Annotated in this window: 21 protein-coding genes; 6 read left to right on the forward strand and 15 right to left on the reverse strand. The window is 41.4% G+C overall.

Annotated elements, in window-relative coordinates; all coding sequences use genetic code 11:
• Positions 1-13: 13 nt before the first annotated feature.
• Positions 14-2239, reverse strand: a complete 2226-nt coding sequence (locus L990_RS19505; protein ID WP_052181126.1) for a DUF5018 domain-containing protein — start codon at positions 2237-2239, stop codon at positions 14-16.
• Positions 2240-2408: 169 nt separating this feature from the next.
• Between L990_RS19505 and L990_RS17475 the strand changes: the two genes are divergently transcribed.
• Positions 2409-3698 (forward strand): S28 family serine protease, encoded by a 1290-nt coding sequence (locus tag L990_RS17475; RefSeq protein ID WP_047452097.1) that lies wholly within the window; start codon positions 2409-2411, stop codon positions 3696-3698.
• Positions 3699-3722: 24 nt separating this feature from the next.
• Here L990_RS17475 and L990_RS17480 read toward each other — a convergent pair whose 3' ends face one another.
• The 3 genes from L990_RS17480 to L990_RS17490 form a co-directional block, all read right to left on the reverse strand.
• A complete protein-coding gene (locus L990_RS17480; protein WP_081981786.1) occupies positions 3723-4079 on the reverse strand; it encodes a protease inhibitor I42 family protein in 357 nt (118 codons plus the stop codon).
• A gap of 138 nt (positions 4080-4217) precedes the next feature.
• On the reverse strand, positions 4218-4592 hold the full coding sequence (locus tag L990_RS17485; protein ID WP_197057328.1) for a protease inhibitor I42 family protein: 375 nt from the start codon (positions 4590-4592) through the stop codon (positions 4218-4220).
• Positions 4593-4594: 2 nt separating this feature from the next.
• Positions 4595-5215, reverse strand: coding sequence for an NADPH-dependent F420 reductase (locus L990_RS17490; protein ID WP_047452103.1), 621 nt, complete (start codon positions 5213-5215; stop codon positions 4595-4597).
• 180 nt (positions 5216-5395) lie between these two features.
• Here L990_RS17490 and omp85 point away from each other — a divergent pair, with 180 nt between their 5' ends.
• Positions 5396-6724: an Omp85 family outer membrane protein gene (gene omp85 / locus L990_RS17495; RefSeq protein WP_047452105.1), complete on the forward strand. Its 1329-nt coding sequence runs from the start codon at positions 5396-5398 to the stop codon at positions 6722-6724.
• Positions 6725-6849: 125 nt separating this feature from the next.
• Positions 6850-7443 (forward strand): acetate uptake transporter, encoded by a 594-nt coding sequence (locus tag L990_RS17500; protein WP_047452108.1) that lies wholly within the window; start codon positions 6850-6852, stop codon positions 7441-7443.
• Between the two features lie 450 nt (positions 7444-7893).
• Here L990_RS17500 and L990_RS20640 read toward each other — a convergent pair whose 3' ends face one another.
• Together L990_RS20640 and L990_RS17510 are read right to left on the reverse strand one after the other, a co-directional pair.
• Entirely contained in the window at positions 7894-8292 is a 399-nt protein-coding gene (locus L990_RS20640) for a DUF2752 domain-containing protein (RefSeq protein ID WP_081981788.1), read from the reverse strand.
• Complete coding sequence (locus L990_RS17510; protein ID WP_047452109.1) at positions 8261-8539, reverse strand: CD225/dispanin family protein; 279 nt, start codon at positions 8537-8539, stop codon at positions 8261-8263. The genes L990_RS20640 and L990_RS17510 overlap by 32 nt, the downstream gene beginning before the upstream one ends.
• Positions 8540-8799: 260 nt before the next feature.
• Here L990_RS17510 and L990_RS17515 point away from each other — a divergent pair, with 260 nt between their 5' ends.
• Positions 8800-11748 carry a PD-(D/E)XK nuclease family protein gene (locus L990_RS17515; protein ID WP_047452111.1) on the forward strand — a complete coding sequence of 983 codons (2949 nt, stop codon included), beginning with the start codon at positions 8800-8802 and terminating at the stop codon, positions 11746-11748.
• Between the two features lie 65 nt (positions 11749-11813).
• Here the strand turns inward: L990_RS17515 and L990_RS17520 are convergent, their stop codons facing one another.
• Both L990_RS17520 and L990_RS17525 read right to left on the reverse strand, forming a co-directional pair.
• Complete coding sequence (locus L990_RS17520; RefSeq protein WP_047452113.1) at positions 11814-13418, reverse strand: YfcC family protein; 1605 nt, start codon at positions 13416-13418, stop codon at positions 11814-11816.
• A gap of 113 nt (positions 13419-13531) precedes the next feature.
• A complete protein-coding gene (locus L990_RS17525) occupies positions 13532-14062 on the reverse strand; it encodes an SRPBCC family protein (protein ID WP_047452115.1) in 531 nt (176 codons plus the stop codon).
• 272 nt (positions 14063-14334) lie between these two features.
• Between L990_RS17525 and L990_RS17530 the strand changes: the two genes are divergently transcribed.
• On the forward strand, positions 14335-15945 hold the full coding sequence (locus L990_RS17530; RefSeq protein WP_047452117.1) for a fumarate hydratase: 1611 nt from the start codon (positions 14335-14337) through the stop codon (positions 15943-15945).
• A gap of 385 nt (positions 15946-16330) precedes the next feature.
• Here the strand turns inward: L990_RS17530 and L990_RS17540 are convergent, their stop codons facing one another.
• The 3 genes from L990_RS17540 to L990_RS17550 all read right to left on the reverse strand — a co-directional run bounded on the left by L990_RS17540 (position 16331) and on the right by L990_RS17550 (position 18865).
• A complete protein-coding gene (locus L990_RS17540) occupies positions 16331-17740 on the reverse strand; it encodes a M56 family metallopeptidase (protein WP_047452120.1) in 1410 nt (469 codons plus the stop codon).
• Positions 17740-18108, reverse strand: coding sequence for a BlaI/MecI/CopY family transcriptional regulator (locus tag L990_RS17545; protein ID WP_047452122.1), 369 nt, complete (start codon positions 18106-18108; stop codon positions 17740-17742). Before L990_RS17545 ends, L990_RS17540 begins: the two co-directional genes overlap by 1 nt.
• Positions 18109-18238: 130 nt before the next feature.
• The gene (locus tag L990_RS17550; RefSeq protein WP_047452123.1) at positions 18239-18865 is read right to left on the reverse strand and encodes a carbonic anhydrase; all 627 of its coding nucleotides are present in this window, start codon (positions 18863-18865) and stop codon (positions 18239-18241) included.
• 154 nt (positions 18866-19019) lie between these two features.
• On the opposite strand from L990_RS17550, the gene L990_RS17555 reads away from it, so the two are divergent.
• On the forward strand, positions 19020-19832 hold the full coding sequence (locus L990_RS17555) for an ATP-binding protein (RefSeq protein WP_052181127.1): 813 nt from the start codon (positions 19020-19022) through the stop codon (positions 19830-19832).
• A gap of 285 nt (positions 19833-20117) precedes the next feature.
• Here L990_RS17555 and L990_RS17560 read toward each other — a convergent pair whose 3' ends face one another.
• From L990_RS17560 to L990_RS17575, 4 genes are all read right to left on the reverse strand, one after another.
• Positions 20118-20810 (reverse strand): response regulator transcription factor, encoded by a 693-nt coding sequence (locus L990_RS17560; RefSeq protein ID WP_047452125.1) that lies wholly within the window; start codon positions 20808-20810, stop codon positions 20118-20120.
• Between the two features lie 107 nt (positions 20811-20917).
• Positions 20918-21682, reverse strand: coding sequence for a sensor histidine kinase (locus L990_RS17565; protein ID WP_047452127.1), 765 nt, complete (start codon positions 21680-21682; stop codon positions 20918-20920).
• Positions 21683-21756: 74 nt separating this feature from the next.
• Entirely contained in the window at positions 21757-22257 is a 501-nt protein-coding gene (locus tag L990_RS17570) for a hypothetical protein (protein ID WP_156121667.1), read from the reverse strand.
• A 50-nt stretch (positions 22258-22307) separates the two neighbouring features.
• Entirely contained in the window at positions 22308-22985 is a 678-nt protein-coding gene (locus L990_RS17575) for a hypothetical protein (protein ID WP_047452131.1), read from the reverse strand.
• Positions 22986-23209 lie beyond the last annotated feature (224 nt).

Raw genomic sequence — 23209 nt, forward strand, 5'->3', positions numbered from 1 at the left:
TTCTTTTATTTTACTATTTCACCTCAAATTCCGTTGAGAGCAAAACTGATCCCTGTATACTCTTTATAACTAAAGTGTGCTTTCCCACACTTAAAGAGGGAGGCGTAATCGAAATAGTTTTTAAATCCACAATCTTATATGAACTACCCCATTCACCATCAACAAGGATGTTCATCATCCTATTTTCAGTATTATCGTAAATATATTTCCCATTTACAACAATCTCCTCGTTTGGTTTTACCGCAGAAGATGCTAATCCTGTTAGCGCTAGATTTCCATATGCTATACCAATCTTCGTCCCATATGAAGTAGTCTTTCCATTTGAAGTCACTTCAAGCGTATAATCAGAAGCCATTCTATCAGTAGGGAGCTGAACTTTTATTTGGGTAGCGCTTTCAGAAATAATAGTTGGCCTAAAATCGTATGCAAAAGATTCTTTAAACAACACCCCATTGCCAGATGCTGCAAAATTTGTTCCGTCGATGGTAAGAATATCACCAAAGAAAAGAGAGGTGGAACTTACAGTCGATATAGTAGGCGCTGGTTTTGTGTTTTCTAGAATGGTAACTTTAACAACACCTTCAACCTCTGAACCATCTGTATAACCCATATAAATTTCCTGTAGCCCCAAAGGAGAGCTCATTGGAACAACCAAAGAAGCCTGAGTCCCTGCATCGTTAACGCTAATATTGGTTAGATAACTTCCTATTTGGACAGTTGGGATTTTTCCTGCCTGCTTTAGGTTTTTTCCAGAAAGAATAAGCAAGTCAATCCCTCTCATAAACGACTGCTTATTGACACCCGTAATTACTGGTGCATTAGGATTAACAACCGTAATTTTTGAACCATAAGCCGTCTTCACTCCGTCTGACTTAACGGTTAGCGTATAGTTTCCTACCTTAATGTTTGCAGGAAGCATCACCTTCAATTCAGAAGATGATTCCGATGCTATCGTTAGCACATAGTTAGTTGTACCCTCTAGAACAACCTCTGTTTTTGATGGAGCAAAATTTCCTTTAATTGTTAAAGATTCCCCCTGCCCAATGGTTGTTGAGCTAAGTTCCTTAATTTCTGTTTTGAAAGGTTCAACCACAACAGAAACCGTATAGTTCACTTTAACCCCACTTTCTGAGGTCACAGCATAAACAACCGGATTAGAAAAATTTTGTGCCACTTCGGAATTAGGAGAAATAGCCGCATTTGCAGAATAGGTAACTGAAGGAACTATGCTAGCAACATTAGTACCGTACGGTACAGTTAACTTAACTGTTTTTTCAGCCTCATTTACGACACCCTCAACTGCTGGGTTAAGTCCGGCAAATTTAAATTTAAGAATCTTAGCTTCCGCATTTTTTGCCACCTCTACAGACACTATATATGCTTGCTTTGAACCATCCTGCGCGGTAACAGTATACTGTACATCACTGCTAAAATCCGTAGCAACACCAGATGCTGGATTAGCGGTAGCATTCGCAGAAACCGATAAAGTAGGTACTAAAGCCTTTACGTTAGTGCCAAAAGGAACAACTGCTTTAACGGTTTTCTTACCCTCATCAACTGCTGCAACAACAGCAGGCGAAATCCCTGCAAACTTGAACTCTAATAGCTGCTTTTCGGTGCTTTTACCAGCCTCTACAGTAACTGTATACTCTCTCTTGCTCCCATCTTCGGCAGCAACAGTATACACTACCGGTTTTGTAAAATCCTGCTTAACACCAGCGGCTGGAGTTACAGTTGCCTTTTCTGAAATCTCAATGGTGGGCACCAGCTCCTTTACGTTCGTTCCGAATGGAACAGACAGCCTAATCGCACCAGTCTCCTTATTAATTCCACCAACAACAGCAGGTGTCAAGCCCGCGAATTTAAACGACTTAATTTCCTTATCTCCGCTCATTACAATTACCGTAACAGTAAAAGTTTGTTTTGAACCATCTTCTGCGGTAACAGTATAAGTCACGGGTGCTGTAAAATCTTGGCTAACGCCGCTAGCAGGAACTACAGTAGCATATTTCGAGACCATCACCATTGGAACTAACGCTTTCACATCAGTACCTGCAGGAACTTTAAAAGTCACCGTTTTAGCTTTCTGATCAACGATACCTTTAGCATTTGCAGCTAATGATCCAATCGAAAATTCTGTAATCTCCTTTTCTGAACTCTTAAACTCTTCCTTCGAACAGGATAGAATAAAGGTTGCTCCAACCACAATCCCCAACACAAGGGACAAGAACTTTCTCATTTGTACTAAATATTTAAATTAAAATTAAAAAATGACTACAAAGGTAACCCTGAAAACGGTTAAGCCATGAGCAATTTAAAAACTTTCTCTACAGTATATCTTTCTTGGCTGAGTGACTTCCAAATACAATTCCTTTTTATCTTTGAAACTTACTAAAACCACACGACCTATGAAAAAAACAAAAGCAACATGCCTGCTACTATTACTGGTGGTGCAGGCATTTATTGGAACCGCGCAGTCAAACATTCCGCAGCAGCTAAAATCGCTTTACGGCATTAAATCTGTAGAGGCGGTTAAGAGTGAGCAGTATCCCGAAAAGTATGAGGCATTCATTGAGCAGCCGCTCTCCTACGCCGATACCACTTTAGGAAAATTCTCGCAGCGCTTTTTTGTGGCACACGTAGGTTACGACCGACCAACGGTTATTGTTACCGAAGGCTATAGCGCCGACTATGCGGCCAACCCTCGCTACAAAGAAGAGCTATCTAAGCTTTTCAATGCAAACCTTGTGTTTGTAGAGCATCGCTACTTCTCCAAATCTACCCCACAAAATGCCGACTGGAAATACCTAACAGCCGAAGCCTCTGCCAACGATTTACACCGAATTACTCAGGCGCTAAAATCGATCTATAAAGGGAAATGGATTAGCACAGGCATCAGCAAGGGTGGGCAAACAACCCTTCTTTACCGTGCCTACTTCCCAAACGATGTAGATATCTCGGTTCCATACGTTGCCCCTCTTAATTTTGGAGAGGAAGATGGACGCCACGAACCCTTTATTGCCAGTTTTGTGGGCACTAAAACCGATCGTCAAAAGGTACTTGACTTTCAAACCGAAGTTTTAAAGCGTAGAGAAAATCTCCAGCCTATGTTCGAAGCGCTATGCAGTAAGGAAGGACTAAAGTTCAATGCGCCATTAAGCGAGATTTACGACTACTCGGTGCTTGAGTACTCATTCTCTCTATGGCAATGGGGCACACCAGTAAGTACAATCCCCAGCATAGACGCACCTGACTCCACCATTTTTAAGCATTTTATTGCCATCTCTCACCCCAGCTACTTCCAGAATACGAGCCCAACCACCTCCTTTTTTGTGCAGGCAGCCAAAGAACTTGGCTACTACGGCTACGATATAAAACCATTTAAAAAGCTGCTTACCATTAAGAGTGCAAAAGGATACCTTCGCAAGCTCATGGTTCCTGAAAATGCAGCGCCGAAATTTAGCAAAGAACTCGCAAAAAAATGTCAGAAGTTCCTAAACGAAAATGATCCTAAAATGATATTTATTTACGGCGAATGGGATCCATGGAGCGCTGTTGCCGCCAGCTACAAGGGAAAGAAGGAGAACCTCTCCAGATATTTCCAACCTGGAGGTAACCACAGAGCCCGAATTTCAACATTACCCGCTCCGTTAAAAAAAGAGGTAACTGAGAAGATTGAAAAATGGCTAAAGGAATAAAAAAGGGCGGTTTTTACCGCTCTTTTATTTTACAACCAAAGAAACGCTCTTAACTTGAGCTGGATTTTTAGGATCCCAAGGCCTCACATACCTAAACTTCAAACTAAAAACGCCCTTAGAAATTGCCTTAAAACTCCAAGTTTCAGTACCACCACAAACAACTAACCCATCAATCGATTTTTCATACCGGTGCCCAATAGAGTCAACTCCGTTTACAGAATCAGCCTTGTCCCAAACCCATGAAAAACCAGTAGTATGGTTGGCGCTCATAATGACATTAAAAACATCACCTTGTTGAACATGAATGGAATCCTCCATTTCCACATGAATAGTTCCGACAAAAAGACTAGAGATAAAGAAATAAAAGACGGTTAAGTTCATAGCATATTACTTATAAAAAATTTCTATTAAAATAGTACAGCACCAATCATCTTCACAGATCAAACTATTACATACCAAATATAATTAATATTTTTAACACTATGCCGTTGTTTTTATAAAAATGTTGCATAAAGATTATCAATATACAATTATTACAATTTCCTTTCTTTTTACTACTACATCATTCTCCCATGGCCTAACATATGAAAAATGAAGATAGTAAACGCCTTCCTTTTTAACTTTAAATGTCCAAACATCAACTCCAGCGGCACCAATTGCTCCCGTTTTATTAGCGACAAATTTGCGCGATACAGAGTCTACATTAGCCACAGAACGATCTTTGTTCCATTTCCAGCTATACCCTGTAGTTGGGTTAGAAGGCATCTTCACTACAAAAGGCTTCCCCTTTTTCACCCGACAGCTATCAGAAAATGCAGCAGCCGACGCTCCTATTCCACTGAAAAACAGTAATGCAAAAAAAGGAATCATCATTCTTCCGAATATATATTTCATAATCATCCTCGCTTAAGTAACTTAAATGCAATATTTCTTCCTTGCCCTTGAAATAAGGCTAGATTAATCCAGACCTTTGCGAAATCCTCAAGAAGTTCAACCTCTTCTACTCCTCCAAAATCGTAGCATTCTGAGAACCCAATATCCCTTGCCAACTTGCGGACAACATCTTTCGAATGCTTATCACGCCCTGCCATAAAAGTGTCAATCGAAATTCCTCCAAAATTGGGATGAAGAATATTTTCAAAGCCAGTAGTGTTGAAGGCCTTTACAACATGACACGAAGGATAGATATGAGATAGTGCTTCAAAAGTATTTTTATGAGTCTCGGGATGCGAGTGCACCGAGTTCATCGTATCAACTATAATTTTTTCTTGAAGAGGCCCTATTCGACTGCAAACATCAGTAATAGCGGGAGGAACGGTGCAAAAAATAAAAATATCAGCCAATTCGCCCAGCTCTTCGATTGCATGAGTAGATATATTCTCGTGATAATTTTCGAGCGCAACAATTTTTGCTTCTCTACTTTCGCGAATCCCTACATACACTCTATAGCCAACCCTTGCCAAAGCGCGTGCAAGTGCACCTCCCATATTTCCAGCTCCAACAATAGCAATTTTCATAATTATAAGAATTAGGTATACTACATAAAACCAACATTATGTCAATTTGATCATAAAAAGAGCCTGTTTTTATCCTTACATTCTTCAACTCTCCATAAAACAAGACATGATTATCAATTTTAAATATATTTTTATACCGACAAGCAACGGAACAACCAACAATTAAACAGCTAATTTTACATGAGCAGAGCCCTACTTACGGCCCTATTGTTATTTCAAATACTTGCTGCTGCGGCTACTGACACAACCAGCACCCGTCAACCCGATCTTATAAAAAAAGGATGGAACCTTGGACCTATACCCGTCGTAGCATTTGACTCCGATTTAGGGTTCGAATATGGCGCCGTGATTAACTTTTTCAACTACGGAAATGGAAGTACCTATCCAGAATACCGGCACTCTATTTTTATGGAAGCCTCACGCTATACGAAAGGATCTGGTCAGTATCGTATTATCTACGACAGTAAATTTGTTCTAGAAGGCATAAGAATCATGGCTGATCTGCAATACCTTCCAACATTAGCCGCTGAATTTTACGGCTTCAATGGTTCTGAAAGCAGGTATAATAAGCAATGGATAAGGCCAGGGAATAAGGATTACCACTCCGAACTTTTTTACAAAATGAACAAGGATATTCTAAGGGCTGGGCTTGATCTACAAGGCCACTTTGAAAATCCCAAATTTGGATGGATTGCAGGCACCTCGTTTCAAAGATATAATGTTGGCCCATTAAAGATGAATAAGTTGAATGCAGAACCAAGCCCTTACGATGAATCGGACGTGCTGTACAACAAGTATGTAAAATGGGGAATAATAAAAGAATGGGAAAAACGAGGAGGCGCCCATATCACCTTAAAAGGGGCATTAATTTACGATACACGCGATAATGAGCCAAATCCAATGCGGGGCACTTGGGCTGACGCACTAATTTACTACGTGTCGCCAAATTTAAACGAAAAAGGAAAAGGTCATGCCAAACTTGCTCTTTCGATTCGAAAGTATTTTACCATTGTACCCAACGACCTGTCGTTTGCGTTTAGAGCAATGACACAAAATACAATTGCAGGAACATGCCCATTCTACATGCTCTCACAAATAGTTACGGTATCTCCCCGTCGATCCTTTTTCGAAGGATTAGGAGGAGCATACTCCCTTCGTGGAATCATGCGCAACAGAGTTGTTGCTGATGGGTTTGCCCTTGCAAACGCCGAGTTTAGATACAAATTTTGGCGACTTCATCTATTACGTCAAAATTTTTACTGCGCAATTACGGCATTTGGTGATGTAGGCCTCATTACGCAAAAAACAAAGTTAGACCTCGCAAAAGTCCCCATATCGGAATACAACAGCTACTTCAGCAACACGGCTCAACGGCCCCACTATTCGGTTGGCATTGGAGGAAAGTTGGTCATGAATCAAAACTTTGTTATATCGGGTGACATCGGAAAAGCACTGGACAACCAAGACGGAAATATGGGCGTATATATTGGCGTAAACTTCCTATTTTAAAGGTATTTTATTGCCGACATCAAATTTAACGAACTAATTTTGATCACTTCATTCCCTCCTATTTGAAAAATCAAAAAGCCGCTCTATTTTCGCGCGCCGCTGATGGCATAACCTAAAATTTAATCATGGAAAAAAATGACGGCGTTCTTACGCTAAAAGACACGACCGCCAATCCCGCACCTCTTGGGCTTCTTGGCTTTGGAATGACTACCATTCTCCTAAACCTACACAATGTGGGCTTCTACGAATTAAATGCGATGATTATTGGCATGGGGATATTTGTAGGAGGACTAGCACAAGTAATTGCAGGTGTAATGGAGTTCAAAAAAAACAACACGTTTGGGGCTACCGCCTTCTCCGCTTACGGCTTCTTTTGGATCACCCTTGTGGCAATATGGCTACTTCCTCGTACCGAAATGGGCGCAGAACTTAAGGCAACTGCAGATTCAATGGGATGGTTCTTATCTGTATGGGGAATATTTTCTGCATTCATGTTTATAGGAACTCTCCGAATGAACAGAGTTATGCAAATTGTATTTGGTTCGTTGGTAGGTCTATTTGCGCTACTTGCAATTGCAGACTTTAGTGGCAACGAATCTATTAAAGTTCTTGCCGGTGTTGTCGGAATTTTTTGCGGAGCAATGGCCCTGTATGCCAGCGTTGCACAAATCCTGAATGAAGTTTACGGAAAGGAACTTCTTCCTCTAGGAGCAAAGTAGTCTTGTTTAAAAAAGACCTTAAAACTACTTATAGCAAATAACAAGAGGCTCTTCCCGGAGCCTCTTGCTTGTTTTGGGATGTCTGTTACCTTCAACATTTAAGTTAATAAGGTAAATCCCTTGTTGATGCTCGTTTTCAGAATGGCATTGAAATTCAGCACCCATTCTCTTTCCCTTTTACACTCGTTGTCTCCTTTACACAAAAATTCTTCAGCAGGCTTACAATAAGAGCAAGCCAGAGGATGCTCTCGCAATTAAAGATTTCGTTAAAAGGACAGTTGAGAATAAAAGCATACGTGATTAGAATATTAGTTAGACCTTGAAATACAATCGCAAACTACACATTTTAACACAAACAATCAATAGAAATAGCCCTTTTTTCGACGTTCTAAAAAACAGGCTGCAAGAGCTTTCATACAGCCTATTTTTACGGAAGTACAAAATATGATTTTAGATATTCCTAAAGATCCAAAAAGCAAGAACAACGGTAAACATTATCCAAATTGCATAAACTCCGTATATTTTTTTTCGAATTTCAAGCATCCGTTGTGTCAAATTATTAGTCATATCAAACCAGATTCCTCCAAGAACGTATGGAATAAGTATAACTAACAGAGGATTTTGTCTAAAAGCCTGACCAATTTCCAAATTCAAAAGATGGTGAATTGCTCTTTGAGAACCACATCCTGGACACTTAAACCCAGTTAATACAAGGAATGGGCATTTTGGAAAAAAATCAACCCCGCTTGGATTGTAATTTTTGTATATAAAAACAAAAATTACAAAAAGCAAAAAAGCGAATATCCATTTTATACGGCTATAGCGCCATGAAAAGACTCGTTGCAACACCTGCCACTGCTAAAATAACATATAATATTACCACTACAAGTCCCAGCCAGAAGGCAACTTTCGTCCATTTTCCAGCTTCCTGAGAAGCACGCATAGCACCCTCAATATCACCAGCATAATAACGAGATTCTACTCGAGAAGCATTAACGATACCAACAATACCAAAAGGTAAACAACAAAAAATCGTTACAAGAATAGATTCCACCAGCCATGATTTAGGCGGTTTTTGCCCAGTTTGAGTTTCCATTTTCTAAAATTTATATTGTTAAACAAAAATATCTGAGACTATTTAAAGATTTCCCTCTCATCTTTTTCACAGTCCCAAATATGCATAAATAAATTTTATTTACAATATTTAGCTTAACAATCTTCAAAATAAGTGCTGTCCATACTGCCTTTTTATTTAAAAAGATGGAGGGTTAAATCCTACCATAAAAAGATAATACCCAACAGTTAAGTCCCATCCCATTTTACTATCTTCGCTTACATCGTAAACGAGATTACAAAATGACCGCATTCCTCTCCGATCTAGCTCAAGTTCTGTATCAAAAATATGGCAATAACATCCATACGCTTACCATTGTATTCCCTTCTAGACGTGCACGCTACTACTTTTCGCGCAGCTTAGCCGCATTGATAGATCAACCTATATGGCAGCCTAACTATGTGGGTATTGACGAGTTTATACATGGGCACACGCAGCTTAAGGTGGCCGACAGCTACCGACTGCTAATTGAGCTATACCGCGTTTTTGAAGAGGTAAAACGGTCCAACGAAACCTTTGATCAGTTCTATTTTTGGGGAGAAGCTCTACTAAACGATTTTGATGGTATCGATAAATATCTGGTCGACCCCGAAATGATGTTTCGCAACCTAGCCGAAGAAAAGGTGCTAACTGACGACTTCTCCTTCTTGACCAGTGAGCAAAAAGAGCTAATCGCCTCGTTCTGGAAGGCTTTTGAAACTTCTGAAGGAAAAAATCGGGAATACCAAAGCCACTTTTTATCCGTATGGGAAGCGCTATTCCCCATATATCGCCGGTTTAACGAACGATTACGAAGTCAAGGCATTGCCTATTCAGGAATGATATACCGCGACATGGCAGAACGCCTACAGGCTGGAGAAGAACTATTTAAAAAAAACGGTCCGATCGTATTTGCTGGATTCAATGCCCTAAATCGATGCGAGCAGGTTCTTTTTGACCATCTCAAAAAGCGGAATGCCGAATTTTACTACGACTACGATAGCTACTACGTAAACAATAAGGATCAAGAGGCAGGCCTTTTTCTGCGTAAAAATCTTGAAATGTTCCCTGAGTCAACCAACCTGAACCCTAACGGACTGTTTTCTAACAGCAGTAAATGTATTGATATAGTTGCAACCCCATCAGACACTGTACAGGCCAAATATGCAGCCGAACTGGCCACAAGCATAATTAGTTCAGGAGGAAAAGCAGAACAAACTGCCATTATTTTTACCGACGAAAATCTACTTACACCAGTGCTTTCTGCCATCTCTGAAGATGATAAAGCAATTAGCGGCAAGATCGAAACAGTAAACGTAACAATGGGATACCCCCTCAAAATTACACCTGTATACTCTCTAATTGAGCATATACTCTCGCTATACCGAACTCTAAAATCTAATAGCGAAGGTATTTTCTTTTACCATAAAGATGTAGCTGCAATTGTTGGCCACCAGCTGCTAAAAGGACTAAACATTGTAGAGTTTGACAAAATACGAACATCCATAAAAGAAGAAAACCAGATATTCCTTACGCAGCAGAAACTTATGCAACTTCCTATTATTGGACCAATATTTGGAATAGAAGCCTCGAACAATAAAGGTAAAGAAGGGAAAGTTAGCTACAAAGCTCTGTCTGCTGCACTAATATCCATACTTGAAGAGCTGCTCAACCGCGAACATGAGCAAAAAAATGAGCAATCAATACACTACACCGAATTTATCAACACGACTATTGTATCCCTACGCAAGCTGCACTCTGCATTACTACGTGAGGGAATGGATATATCGCTACAAGTCTACATCAGCTTAGTAAGAAAAGCGCTTAGCGGTATCCGTATTCCGTTCGAGGGATTTCCTGTAGCAGGACTACAGCTAATGGGTATTCTAGAAACACGTAACCTCGACTTCGAAAATGTGATTATCCTATCGCTAAACGACGACCGATTCCCAGCTGTAGCACAACAGCCCTCTTTTGTTCCCTACAGCATCAAACGAGCATTTGGCATGCCCACCTACGAGCAGCAGGAATCCATGTACGCATACTATTTCTACCGGCTGCTACAGCGTGCAAAAAATATCAAGCTACTATACAACACCAAAGCCGACGAACGCAGTACTGGAGAAATGAGCCGCTTTTTACAGCAGCTTAAGTTTGAAAGTGGGCTAGCGATAACCGAGCAAAGTATTGGCTATACGCTAGGTTTTAAAACAACCTCTCCAATAACCATCGATAAAAGTCCAGAGGTAATGGAAAAGCTACGCACCTACATAAATGGAAGCGGTAGCCGAACCCTCTCGCCGAGTGCTCTTTCGTCCTACCTAACGTGCAGGCTTAAATTTTATTTCAACTATGTGGCTGGCATTAAGGAGCAAGACGATGTAGAGGAAGATATCAGCAACCAAATATTTGGAAAAATACTGCACGAGGCTGTGGACAAAATCTACAGTGACATGGGCAAAAACCCGCTAACCGCGGAACAGCTAGAATCGATCGCCAAAAATGAGCTGCTAATCGGCGAAATAATAGACGCCGCCTTTGCCAAAGAGTTTATCCGTAGCGAGGAGGGAAAATCCCTTTTAAAGATGAATGGCAAATTTTTGCTAGTACGAAGAGTCGTGTCCAAATATCTCCAAGGAATACTTCGCTACGATGCCTCGCTTATACGCAGCGGCATGCAGCTCCAAATGGTAGCGCTAGAGCAAGATCTTAAAGCTTTTTATCCTTTTACTGTTGATGGAGAAAGCAGGCAGCTTTGCCTAAAAGGACGCCTCGACCGCGTAGACCGGCTAGGCGGTATAACCCGAATTGTGGACTATAAAACAGGAGCCTACAAGGACAAAAACACCTTTACTTCTTTCGAAAAAATGTTTATTGGGAAGGATACACAAAAGTATGCAGGCTCCATGCAAACATTCCTTTACTCGTTGATGTTTGACATCGCCAGCGAAGGAAAAGCCCACAATATAAAACCAGCGCTCTACTTCGTACGTGGTATCCAAACCAACGATTTTGACCCCTATCTTGCGATTAAGGAAGGACGAAATAAAACAACTATCGAAAACTATTTTGACCATAAGGAGGAGTACCTTCAGTACCTAAATCTAGCCTTAACCGATCTTTTTGGAGCCACCCAACCCTTCGATCAAACGGGAGATCCTGCTCAAATGTGTCGAAAATATTGTCCCTACAACGTAATTTGCAAGCGATAAACGTAATCAACAATAAAAAAGAGGCGCAGTTTCTTTCTGCGCCTCTTCCATATACGTTAGCCAACCTACTTGGCAAGGTGAATATTCTGCTCAAAACCACTTAGGTTCATCGTTACTGTTGGTATAAGCAGCAGCGCTCCAATAATAACTACCACTACAATGTAGGGCAATACCCAACGTATCCATTTAGCGTAAGGAACCTTTGCTACTCCCAAAACACCAATCAGCACACCAGATATAGGGGTAATCATTTCGGTAAAACCGCCACCCAGCTGGAAAGCCATCACTGTTGATTGACGCGAGATGCCCACGATATCGGAAAATGGGGCAAATATTGGCATGGTAAGAGCTGCTTTTGCGCTACCCGATGGCATAATTAAATTAATTAGGGTGATGATCCCATAAATAGTTTCGGTAGCTGCAATTTTTCCGTAGGCGCCAAGCGTCGACGACAAACCGTGAAGAATGGTATCAACCACCTTACCATCTTTTAGTATAACAATTATTCCACCAGCAAATCCAACAATCAGCGCTGCCGACATAAAATCTTTAGCCCCGTCCATAAACTGCTTTACCAGCTCGTTGGCATTATATCCGATAGCTATTCCGCTTAAAATTCCCATTGCAAAAAAGAGTCCGGCTATTTTATCTATTCCCCAACCGTAACCCATTACCCCAACAATAAGGTAAACAATGGTAAAAGCCAACAGCTGCAGAATGAAAAAATGTACCGATTTACGCAAGCTTAGTACGCAAAGAATCGCGTACATCACCACTGATATAGGAATAATAGGAAGCGGCGCCAGCTGCGTTTTTCCCACCACAATGGTAGTTGTAGGATAAACGATAGCGAAAACAATAAGAGCGATCATGCTTAGTCCAAAGGCAATCCAAGCCGTTTTGGGAGTGCTATACTCCACATGAGATTTTTCTTCACTAAAGCGTTTACGCCAAAACTCGTCCTCCTCATATACTATCGATTTTTTAGGATCCTTCTTTATCTTGGCCGCATAACTAAGAATAAAAATTAGCAGGGCAACATTTAAAATCATCCATACCACAAAACGGTACTCCAACCCCGAGAACAGTGGAATGCCTGATAGCTCCTGCGCAATACCAATGGTAAAAGGATTTAGCATGGCACCTGCAAATCCGGTGTGAGCGGCCACGTACACAAGCCCTAACCCGACTAGCGAATCGTAGCCCATCGAAATAGCAAGCGGAATAATAACCACCGCAAAGGCAATAGTCTCCTCACTCATCCCAAATACTGCTCCAAAAAGGCTAAAAATAATCATAATGCTTACCATGATTACATTATTTACACCCAGCTTGCGCACAAGCCAAAATCGCTCCCAACCTTTCGAGCGGCGAAGAAAGGAGTAAATCCCCACATCAATAGCACCGTTCGAGTTAACGACCCAAAAGGCACCGCCTACCACCAAAATAAAGATGATGATCCCAGCCCCCTTCTCGAATCCAGCAAAAAACGAGGTGAAAATTTGGTAGGTTTGCGGAACGCTCTCTACCTGATTAAAGGTTACCGTGCCATCGGCTGCTTTCACATACTCGCCTCCTGGCAAAAACCACGTCAGCGTGGCGCAAATAAGGATAATCCAAAAAACAATAACAAAGTTATTGGGTATGGTAAATTTACTTTTCGTTCCCATTATTTAGTTAGATGTTAATGGATGCAAATATAAAAAGTTAATTAGGGGGCACAACGAAAAAAGCCGCTGCAAAACAGCGGCCAACCCAAAATAAGGAGAAATGAAGCAGGTGGCTACATCCCTTCCTCGCAAATAGACGAGATATTTTTAAAGCCTCTCTCGTAGCTATCCTGCATCATGCCGTTCATAAATAGTCCCATAATGCGCCCCATCGGATATGATAATCCCTCGACAGTGGTAGACCAGGTAACCTTAACCCCTTTCCCCTGCTTCTCGAAGATCCACTCGCTCGAAGCCTGCCCGTTTTTCATAAAATCGAGAGCAAAAACAATGCGCCTATATGGCTCCGATCGGGTAATAATCATCATTCCATCGCCCTGCTTTTTGCTGGTCCAAAACATCTGCGCGCCCACTCCTGCATCTGGCCCGTGAAACTGATTTTCCATTGTAGAGTCTCCTTCGGCAAATGGCGACCACTGCTCCCAGGCATGCAGGTTATTTACCATTCCAAAAACCACGCTATCTGGAGCATTAATGGTAGCGCTCGCCTTCATCTCAACGCGGCTAGGAGCAAATGCAGCTACTATAAGAACAAGAGCGAAAAGAATAAGAATAGAAAAACCAATCCAATTAAAAACTTTCATAGCATCAATAATTAAGTCAAGGCTGTTGTATCTTTCTTTAACACTTTTACGGCAATATTGGTCGGTATGCCGCCAAGTATTTAGCACAAGTTAATAAATACTTGCGAATAAAGTCAAGTATTTCATGAAACTTTACTGCCAAAGACATCCTCTTTAATGTTGTAAGGCAGCATTAAAAATGGACAAGCTGATTTATTAACTGCTATCTTTGTGAATCTAAAAACAAAATAAAAACCGACGCCCCTCGTGCGGGACGTATAAATGAGGAAGCAATGGCAGAATTCATCTATCAAAAACCTTTCCCGATAAAGGAAGATACCACCGAGTATCGTTTACTTACCAAAGACTACGTATCGACCATCGAGGTTGATGGCCGCAAGATTTTGAAGGTTGCCCCAGAGGCACTTCAGCTAATCGCCCGCGAGGCTATAGCCGACGTTTCGTTCTACCTCCGCGCCTCTCATCTCACCAGCCTTCGTGCCATACTCGACGATCCAGAAGCTACAGACAACGACCGCTTCGTGGCCTACACCATGCTGCTTAATCAAGTGGTTGCCGCCGAAGGCGAGCTGCCAACCTGCCAGGATACCGGTACCGCTATCGTAATCGGAAAGAAGGGCGAGGGCGTTTGGACCAACGTAGAGGATGCAGAGCACCTTTCGAAGGGTATCTTCGAAACCTACCGCGACCGTAACCTGCGCTACTCGCAGGTGGTGCCATTTACCATGACCGAGGAGAAGAATACAGGAACCAACCTTCCTGCTCAAATAGACCTATACGCCGAAAAGGGCAACAAGTACGAGTTCCTGTTCATCACCAAGGGTGGTGGTTCGGGTAACAAGACCTTCCTTTACCAGCAAACCAAGGCGCTGCTCAACGAGGCTTCGCTAACCAAGTTTATCAAGGAGAAGATTAACGACCTAGGCACATCGGCCTGCCCACCCTACCATCTGGCCATCGTTATTGGCGGTACTTCGGCAGAAATGAACCTAGCCACCGTTAAGAAGGCTTCGGCTGGCTACCTCGATCATCTACCAACCTCGGGCAACGAGGGGGGACAGGCATTCCGCGACCTAGAGTGGGAAGCTAAGGTGAAGGAAATTTGCCAAAAGTCGGGTATCGGTGCTCAATTTGGTGGAAAATACTTTGTACACGACGTTCGCGTCATCCGTCTTCCACGCCACGCGGCATCGTGCCCCGTAGGAATGGGCGTTAGCTGTAGCGCGGACCGCAACATCAAGGGAAAGATTACCGAAGAGGGTATCTTCCTAGAGCAGCTGGAGAAAAATCCTCGCCGATTCCTTCCTACCGAGGCTCCTTACCTGGCTCCTGCCGTAGAAATCGACCTTGACCGTCCAATGGAGGAGGTGCTTGCCGAGTTAACCAAGTATCCAATCAAAACCCGCCTCAACCTTAAGGGAACCCTTATCGTTGCCCGCGACATTGCCCACGCGCAAATCAAGGCGATGATTGATGCCGGACAGCCAATGCCCGAGTACTTCAAAAAGCATCCTGTTTACTATGCTGGTCCAGCAAAAACGCCAACAGGAATGGCTTCGGGCAGTTTTGGGCCAACTACCGCAGGCCGTATGGACAGCTACGTAGACCTATTCCAAAGCCTAGGTGGTTCGATGGTTATGGTCGCTAAGGGTAACCGCTCTAAGGAGGTAACCGACGCCTGCAAGAAGCACGGAGGTTTCTACCTTGGCTCAATTGGTGGTCCAGCCGCCATCCTTGCTAAGGATAGCATCAAGAGCGTAGAGGTGGTTGACTTCCCCGAACTGGGCATGGAGGCCGTTCGTAAAATTCGAGTGGAGAATTTCCCTGCCTTCATCATTGTAGATGACAAGGGCAACGATTTCTTTGAGAGCATGAGACACTAGTCGTACACGTTAAATTTTAGATAGCAAAAAGGCGGAGCTCGTAAACTTCGCCTTTTTGTATTGATAGCCCTATCCCCAATATTGTAGCAACAGTAGTAGAAATACACTTGTTTTTCTACTACATTGCAGCAACAGTAGCACAATTACAGATGCTTTTCTGCAACATTGAAACCGCAACAGTAAAATTACGCTCGCACTTCCAACACCTTGCAGCAAAAGGAGCACCTCAACAGATGTGCTTACGAAACATTACATCAAGGGCTCGAATTCGGGCAACCTGGTTCACTTGGTCAAGGTTATTACAATACGCCAGCGGATTACCAATAAAAAAAACCCTTGCAGGAATAAATGCCTACAAGGGTAATACAATTATTTTGAAGCAACTTTAAAACAATAACTCATTCAAAACACTTTGGTCTCCATCCTTTAATCTCTGAAATTTATCTTTCAGATTTTTCATCTTCTCCTCATAAGCAGAGTTTGTCATCAAGTCAAGTTGAAAGGATTTACCCTTATTTACTCCATGCTTTGCATTTTTAGCCAACCGCGACAAAGTGTAGCTTTTGAAATCTGTATTTTGGTGTTTCGACAAGATGCCATTATCAGCATAATGCTTACCATCTATCCATAGACCAAAAGTAGACGTATTACTCCACTCCTTCATTTGTGCATTAGTTGGAACTTTGAGTTCAAATCGCTTCATCCACTCTTTCTCCAAACCTTCAAGTTCTTCCTTCGAAAGATCGGTTAAATTACACCATGTTTTGCCATTATCTTTTGTGACCTTAGCCACAACAGAAGCACCATTTGCCGCATCATTTCGAATTATTTTAATCAGATAAGGCTGAGGTTTGCCTGAAGCAACTCGACCCCTATTTTGAGTTTGAGGATCAACAGCCCCCTCTTTTGCTTGTGCTGATACCACACACATAGAGGTAGTAAGCAATGTCGCTATACTAATACAAATAAATCCTAGCAGCACTTTTTTGTGTAAAGATGTTTTCCTTGTCATCATAATTAATCGTTTTTTTGTAAGTGAAAATCCAATGTTACTTACCAAGCTTGGGGTATTCTTCCGGAATATCGTATCCAGCAGCAAATGCTGGTATTTATGTACGTCTTGATGATGAGTAATCACATGCTCATCGGCAAGGTATTCATGCGTGAGTTTAACCTGCTTTTTATAGAGATAAATAAGCGGATTAAACCACAGGGCAACCTGCAGCAACTCCAGCAGCAGCACGTCTAGCGAGTGCCGCTGACAAACGTGGGTCATCTCGTGGCTGATGATCTCCGAAGCCACATTTCCTTCCTGATAGTCGATCTTATGAACAAAAATGTACCTGTAAAAGCTAAATGGAGAAATCAGATCATCAACAAGGACAATGGTTGCTCGTTCATTTTTCAGATGCAGACTCGTCCTAATTAAGCGCAGCATTGCCTCAACATTAGCCACCAATCGACCCAACATTACCGCAGCACCGAGCAGATAGAGGGCCAAAGCAATCAGCCCAAAATCAACCTTAATACCTCGCGAGTCTTCCGCTACCGCAGAGTTAAGTGGTAACACATCGGTGCTCAACATCATCCTTTCCACAATGCGATTGCTACTAATGGCTGGTAAAGAGGATGGTTGTATTTCGAAATGAATAAGCGGAACTACTAGCGACAAAATAAGTGCCCCCATCAAATAACATCGACTAAAACGGAGCAAACGTTCTCGACTAAGAAATAAATGGTACACCGCTAATAGCAGCGCCATCATAAGCGTCAGTTTAAGCAGGTAGAGCAGCATCACTTCTTATTTTTTAGCTGTTCGTCAACGATCTTTTTTAGTTCCTCCAGCTCCTTCTTCGAAAGGTTTGCCTCAGCGGTAAAAAATGAGGCAAACTGAGAGACGGAGTTTCCGAAGTAGCTTTTAATAAGTCCCTTTATATGTTTGGAGAAGTAGTCCTTTTTTTGAACCAAAGGTCGGTACTCTCGCGAATTTCCATATACCTCAAATCCAACAAAACCTTTATCCGCCATACGCTTTAAAAGAGTTGCAACGGTAGTTGCTGCAGGTTTGGGCTCTGGCAAAATCTCTAGAATATCTTTCATAAAGACTTTTTCCTTCTCCCAGATAATGTTCATCAGCTGCTCTTCTGTCTTAGTCAACTTCATATTCTACATTTGTAGTTTTACTTCTACAATTGTAGAAGCTTTTATTCTAAAAAGCAAATTTTTATCCAATTTTATAAAAAAAGGCCATGGAATAACTCCCATAGCCTCTCTAGCTCAGCACGTACAACTGCTACTCTATTTTTTCGAAGGTTTCCGTTGCAAAGTTGTAGTTAAACACCTCTCCCGTTTCGATGATGTAGTGCCAACCGTACACATTAAGTTCACCGCTTTTAACCTTCTTCTTTACCGTTGGGTAAGTCATCAGATGGCGCAGCTGGTGAACTACGTTAACCTGCTCGGTCAGCCATTCGCGCTTGGCAAGGTTATCCTCTCCGTTCATCATCTTCATCACCTGAGGCTTCACGCACGCCGAAAGTTCGAGCCACTTCCGCATATGCGGAACGGTAACCAGCTCGTCTGGCTCCATAAATAGCGCCTTGCAGCCGCCGCAGTTCGAATGGCCGCATATAACGATGCTCTTCACGTTTAGGATCATCAGCGCAAACTCGATGGCCGAAGTGGTGGCCAGATACTCCCCGCTCTCGCGGTACATGGGCACTATGTTGGCGATGTTCCGAACCACAAAAAGTTCACCAGGTAGCGTACGCGTTATCAGGTTAGGCACAACCCTAGAGTCGGCACAACCAATGAATAGCGTATGCGGATTTTGCTTCTTTCCGAGCTCCTTAAATAGTTCTTCGTGCTCCTCAAAGTCTTTCTGATTAAAATGGATGACACCCTCAAATAGTTCCTTCATTGTTGCTCAATCGTGTTTTCAAAGATGAAGTGCTTGTATTAAACATTCAAGTCTCGCTAAAAACCGAATAAAACACAAAATGTTTAGCTATTTATAAAGATGTCTACCAATTTTTTAAGCCAGTAAGCGCATCTCCGTTCTATCTTTGCGCGCTATGAAATCGGTAGAAAAACGTGCGATAGAAAAGGCTTTTAAAAAGATCAGCGCCAAAGTCATACAGTATATCTACAAGGTAAACCTCCTATGCGATAACGATCATATCATGGTAGGCCTATCAGGAGGAAAAGACTCCTACCTTCTCCTCGAAATTTTGTCCGAATGCAAGCGTAGGCTACCGTACAACATAACCGTAAGCGCAGTTCACATTGCGCTAGATAATGTAGGATACGAAGTCGACACGAATTACATGGCTACACTATGCCAAAAGCTCAACATTCCGCTGCACATCGTTCACCAAGACATCGCTACCGACGAGGAAAAGAAAAAGGGAATGTGCTTCGTTTGCTCATGGACCCGACGCAAGCTAATCTTTAACCTCCTGCACGCACAGCAATGCACAAAGCTGGCATTTGGCCATCACATGGACGATGCCGTACAAACCATGCTCATGAACCAGGTTTGGCACGGGACTCTCAGCTCCATGCCCTGCTCGCTCTCCATGCTCGACAATAAGGTAGAGCTTATCCGCCCGCTTCTATGCCTTACAGAAGATGATGTGCTTGCCTACATATCGCTACGCGACTACCCTGCATCCATAAAAGTTTGTCCCCACGACGACAAAACAAAAAGGCAAGAAATTCGGAATATCATGTCGCAGATAAAGAATTTGAATAGAGCGGCTCTTAAAAACATGTTTCGCTCCATGGAAAATATTTTCCCCGAGTATTTACCGCAATCAGGAAAAGATCTAAAAACAAGGAATAGCGAAAATCTTATAGAAAAAAATAAGGCATCACGGATTTCGTAATGCCTTATCGCTAAATTAAATTTAACACTGCCGTTGATACAAAATCTTCTTATTCTTAAAGTATTATCTATAATATACCAATTAATCGCCTCAAAAAAATCATGCAAACAATCTAAAAACAGGGTGTCGTTTTTGCTGTTGCTGTGTTTTGAGAACAAGACAAAGGTGCGCAAAAAGCCCCCTCTCTTCTAGGTAGAAAATACCTGTTTTTGCAAAAGAGGTAAAAATACGGGGCAAAAAAAGGAGCCCTTCGCCCCTTAATTTAGAATACTACGATACAGTTGATTATTGGGCAAAGAGACATTCGTCAATACTAATAATGCCCTTCTGGATGGCATATACAACTAGTCCAGCCGTATTTTTCGCCCCTGTTTTAAGCAAAAGATTCCCCTTATGACCTTCCACTGTCCTTTTTGTGATGAACAGTTTATCAGCAATTTGCTGGGCCGTTAGCTGCTGGCAAATCAGCTTAAGAATTTCCACCTCCCTGTCCGATAAAGACTCTTCCGTTGTCAGCGCAGGTTCTGGCACATTCGAGGATATTTGGTTTCTCATAACCTCAACCTGCTCGTTCATAAAGTAAAATCCTTTTGCCTGCACCTCAAGAATTGCCTCTACAAGAAGGTTGGGTGCGATTCCCTTAGGAAGAAATGCATTTACACCCAACTTAAGCATGTATCCCATAAATGACTTTTTGTAATGGGATGATATGATTACAATTTTTAAGTTCGGATGATCTTGCTTTAAAGCAGAGGCTGCTTCCATACCGTCCATACCGCCCATTTGAAGATCTAGCAATATCACATCAGGAGTTGGCTTTTTCGTTTGGAGCAACTTTATAATTTCTTCTCCACTAGAAGCAGTATAAAGAACTTTTAACCCATCGTATCTAGAAAAATACTCGGCAAGAAGCGTAGTAATCAGCGCTTCGTCATCAACAATAGCAATTTTAATTGCTTCACCCCCATTATTAGTCATCTAAATAATTTTTAGTAGCACTCCACACCGATGCCTAACACAATAAGTCCGCATACGAGTACCATTAAATTTTCAGCAATATTAAATTATGGGAGAAAGTTAGCTAATTAACTCTTAGCATCAATCTTGAACACCAATAAAAAGCGAGATCCTCTCCCTTTAATAGATTTAAATTTCCAAGAAGCCTTTAAAAGCTGAGCTCGGAGTTCAATATTTTTCAAGCCTAGTCCTTTTGCTTGAATATCGACATCAAAACCAACACCATTATCACCTACGACAAGAGCAATACTTTCCTTAAATAGATGAACCCTCACAAAAAGAGTAGATGCCTTTGCGTGCTTTAGCGCATTATTAATAACCTCCTGAACAATTCGAAACAGCTGCAGCTTCACCTCTGCATTCAAGTCAACTTCTCGACAATAGCTATAGTGGCAATCTAAAGCGTACGCCGACTTTAGAGGTGACATAAAATCATCTATCAGCTCGCATAACGTCGTTTGCTCCAGCAATGGTGGACGTAAATCGTGAGTAATTCTACGCGCTATCGTAATTGAATTCCCCAACAATTCAGCAGGATTAACCTTATCGCTTTTCATTTGCAAAGCATAGGTAAGAACCGTTAACTTAGAAATAAGCTCATCATGAAGATCTGAAGCGATCCTATTTCGCTCCTTTTCCTGCACCCGAACACTATTCCATAGCAACTCCTGCTGATGCTCCATTTTTGCCTTTACAAATTTCCGTTGCTCGGCAACAACCCTCTTTATGTAACTTCTGGTAATAACAATAATGCTCCCAACCAAAAGCACAACAAATAGTAGCGCTATTCCTAAACCAAACGCAAAGACTTGCGGGTCTTGCCATTCCGCCATATTAGATAAATTATTATTATGTAGTAGAGACAAACAATGGTAAGATTAAAAAACCAAAAAAACATTACAATACCTTAATTTGCATTTACCAAAAAATTAATTGCCAAAAAAATAATCAAGTTTAGTGAAAAGAAAATGAGACTTGCAGCATTAAGTACATTAAGTTCAAATGTCGGCTTTATCTTACCTTTAACAACATCTAAATAGTAGATCAAACAGAAAATAACAATACCAGCATCTGCAATAACCTTACCATAAGATTGAAAGCTAGACGCATTAAACATACTTCCAATTCGAGATAAATCAATCAATATTAAGCCTAGCAAGACAAAAATAAAATATAAAAAATATCTATTTTTACTTTTAACTACATGCTTGTAATACAATATTGAAAACAGCAACAACTCCAACAATGCATATATTGGAATTAAGAATAGATTATATTTTAAATTAGAAAAAGATCCAAAATATTTGGACATAACTTCTGTTACAAAGCCAAGAATTAGATATAACAACAATAAACGAAAGCATCCTGTAAGATGCTTTCTACAATAGATCCCAATAGCAATTCCCAATATAAGAATTATGGGAGAAATCAACGTTATCGCAAAAAGAGATTTAAACATTAAAACAGAGTCATCTCATTAGGTCTAAAAGGAGGAACAGGACTAGTAAAATCCTCAACAGGCACACCATCCCTAGATTGAGCAGCAGCAAAAGCAGTTGTCCGCATTCTTCCCTCCATATGTTTTGCTTTAGGAGCCATAGTTACGCCCCAAAGCATCAAATCTGCGGCATCTCCATTAAGACCAAAAACAAACATGCTTTCCTCTACTCCTGCTTCGGCAAAGTGACTAACAAGGTTGCTAAACGGAATTATGAAAGCCTTAAACAAACCTGCCTCGGTGTTAACCTGATTGCTAACCCAAGCATCCATGGTGGTATTCCAACGCATAATACGTTTTAAGGCATCCATTACTGTAATACTGCCGTTTACAGCATTGTCTATAAAGTTTCCATCCAAGATGTCTAGACTTGGAAGATAAGGTTGTGCAAAAATACGATCAGTATTTGCAGCAATATCTTTGCTAGACTCACTATCAACAAAGATGAACTTTAGTTCTTCACCAAAAATCCCGATATATGCATGAAGCTCGCTAGGGGCATTTTGGTTCCAAACCTCGAATTGCTGACGGTTAATAATTACACAAGCACCTTGATTTAAGTAAGAGAGGGCTTGTTCTGCAGAATTCCTTACTGAATCCCACTTTTGAATGGCTTGTTTTACTTCGTTAAGTTCCATGTTTAGTTAATTTTTAAGTTAGATTATCGAACTCACAATAATACTTTTTTAAACTCAAATATTAGCATTTAACATAGAACTTTTTTCAGCACAACCTTCATTTTTCAATAATCATTCGTATACAAACAAACTGTAGGCAAGATCCTTGTTATAAATCTTGCCTACAAGCCGCCATCTAAAGAATATGAAATTAATAACAAAAAGACACAACAACTTCAATTACT

Origin of the sequence: Alistipes sp. ZOR0009 (assembly GCF_000798815.1) — a bacterium.
In the GTDB taxonomy this organism is placed as follows: Bacteria; Bacteroidota; Bacteroidia; order Bacteroidales; family ZOR0009; genus Acetobacteroides.

Coding starts and splice junctions, on each gene's coding strand:
- L990_RS17550 (WP_047452123.1), bottom strand. CDS start 18,865: ATGAAGGAACTATTTGAGGGTGTCATCCATTTTAATCAGAAAGACTTT.
- L990_RS17485 (WP_197057328.1), bottom strand. CDS start 4,592: ATGAAATATATATTCGGAAGAATGATGATTCCTTTTTTTGCATTACTG.
- L990_RS17545 (WP_047452122.1), bottom strand. CDS start 18,108: ATGAAGTTGACTAAGACAGAAGAGCAGCTGATGAACATTATCTGGGAG.
- L990_RS17480 (WP_081981786.1), bottom strand. CDS start 4,079: ATGAACTTAACCGTCTTTTATTTCTTTATCTCTAGTCTTTTTGTCGGA.
- L990_RS17475 (WP_047452097.1), top strand. CDS start 2,409: ATGAAAAAAACAAAAGCAACATGCCTGCTACTATTACTGGTGGTGCAG.
- L990_RS17510 (WP_047452109.1), bottom strand. CDS start 8,539: ATGGAAACTCAAACTGGGCAAAAACCGCCTAAATCATGGCTGGTGGAA.
- L990_RS17555 (WP_052181127.1), top strand. CDS start 19,020: ATGAAATCGGTAGAAAAACGTGCGATAGAAAAGGCTTTTAAAAAGATC.
- L990_RS17525 (WP_047452115.1), bottom strand. CDS start 14,062: ATGAAAGTTTTTAATTGGATTGGTTTTTCTATTCTTATTCTTTTCGCT.
- L990_RS17560 (WP_047452125.1), bottom strand. CDS start 20,810: ATGACTAATAATGGGGGTGAAGCAATTAAAATTGCTATTGTTGATGAC.
- L990_RS17530 (WP_047452117.1), top strand. CDS start 14,335: ATGGCAGAATTCATCTATCAAAAACCTTTCCCGATAAAGGAAGATACC.
- L990_RS17490 (WP_047452103.1), bottom strand. CDS start 5,215: ATGAAAATTGCTATTGTTGGAGCTGGAAATATGGGAGGTGCACTTGCA.
- L990_RS17540 (WP_047452120.1), bottom strand. CDS start 17,740: ATGCTGCTCTACCTGCTTAAACTGACGCTTATGATGGCGCTGCTATTA.
- L990_RS17520 (WP_047452113.1), bottom strand. CDS start 13,418: ATGGGAACGAAAAGTAAATTTACCATACCCAATAACTTTGTTATTGTT.
- L990_RS17515 (WP_047452111.1), top strand. CDS start 8,800: ATGACCGCATTCCTCTCCGATCTAGCTCAAGTTCTGTATCAAAAATAT.
- omp85 (WP_047452105.1), top strand. CDS start 5,396: ATGAGCAGAGCCCTACTTACGGCCCTATTGTTATTTCAAATACTTGCT.
- L990_RS17575 (WP_047452131.1), bottom strand. CDS start 22,985: ATGGAACTTAACGAAGTAAAACAAGCCATTCAAAAGTGGGATTCAGTA.
- L990_RS19505 (WP_052181126.1), bottom strand. CDS start 2,239: ATGAGAAAGTTCTTGTCCCTTGTGTTGGGGATTGTGGTTGGAGCAACC.
- L990_RS17500 (WP_047452108.1), top strand. CDS start 6,850: ATGGAAAAAAATGACGGCGTTCTTACGCTAAAAGACACGACCGCCAAT.
- L990_RS17565 (WP_047452127.1), bottom strand. CDS start 21,682: ATGGCGGAATGGCAAGACCCGCAAGTCTTTGCGTTTGGTTTAGGAATA.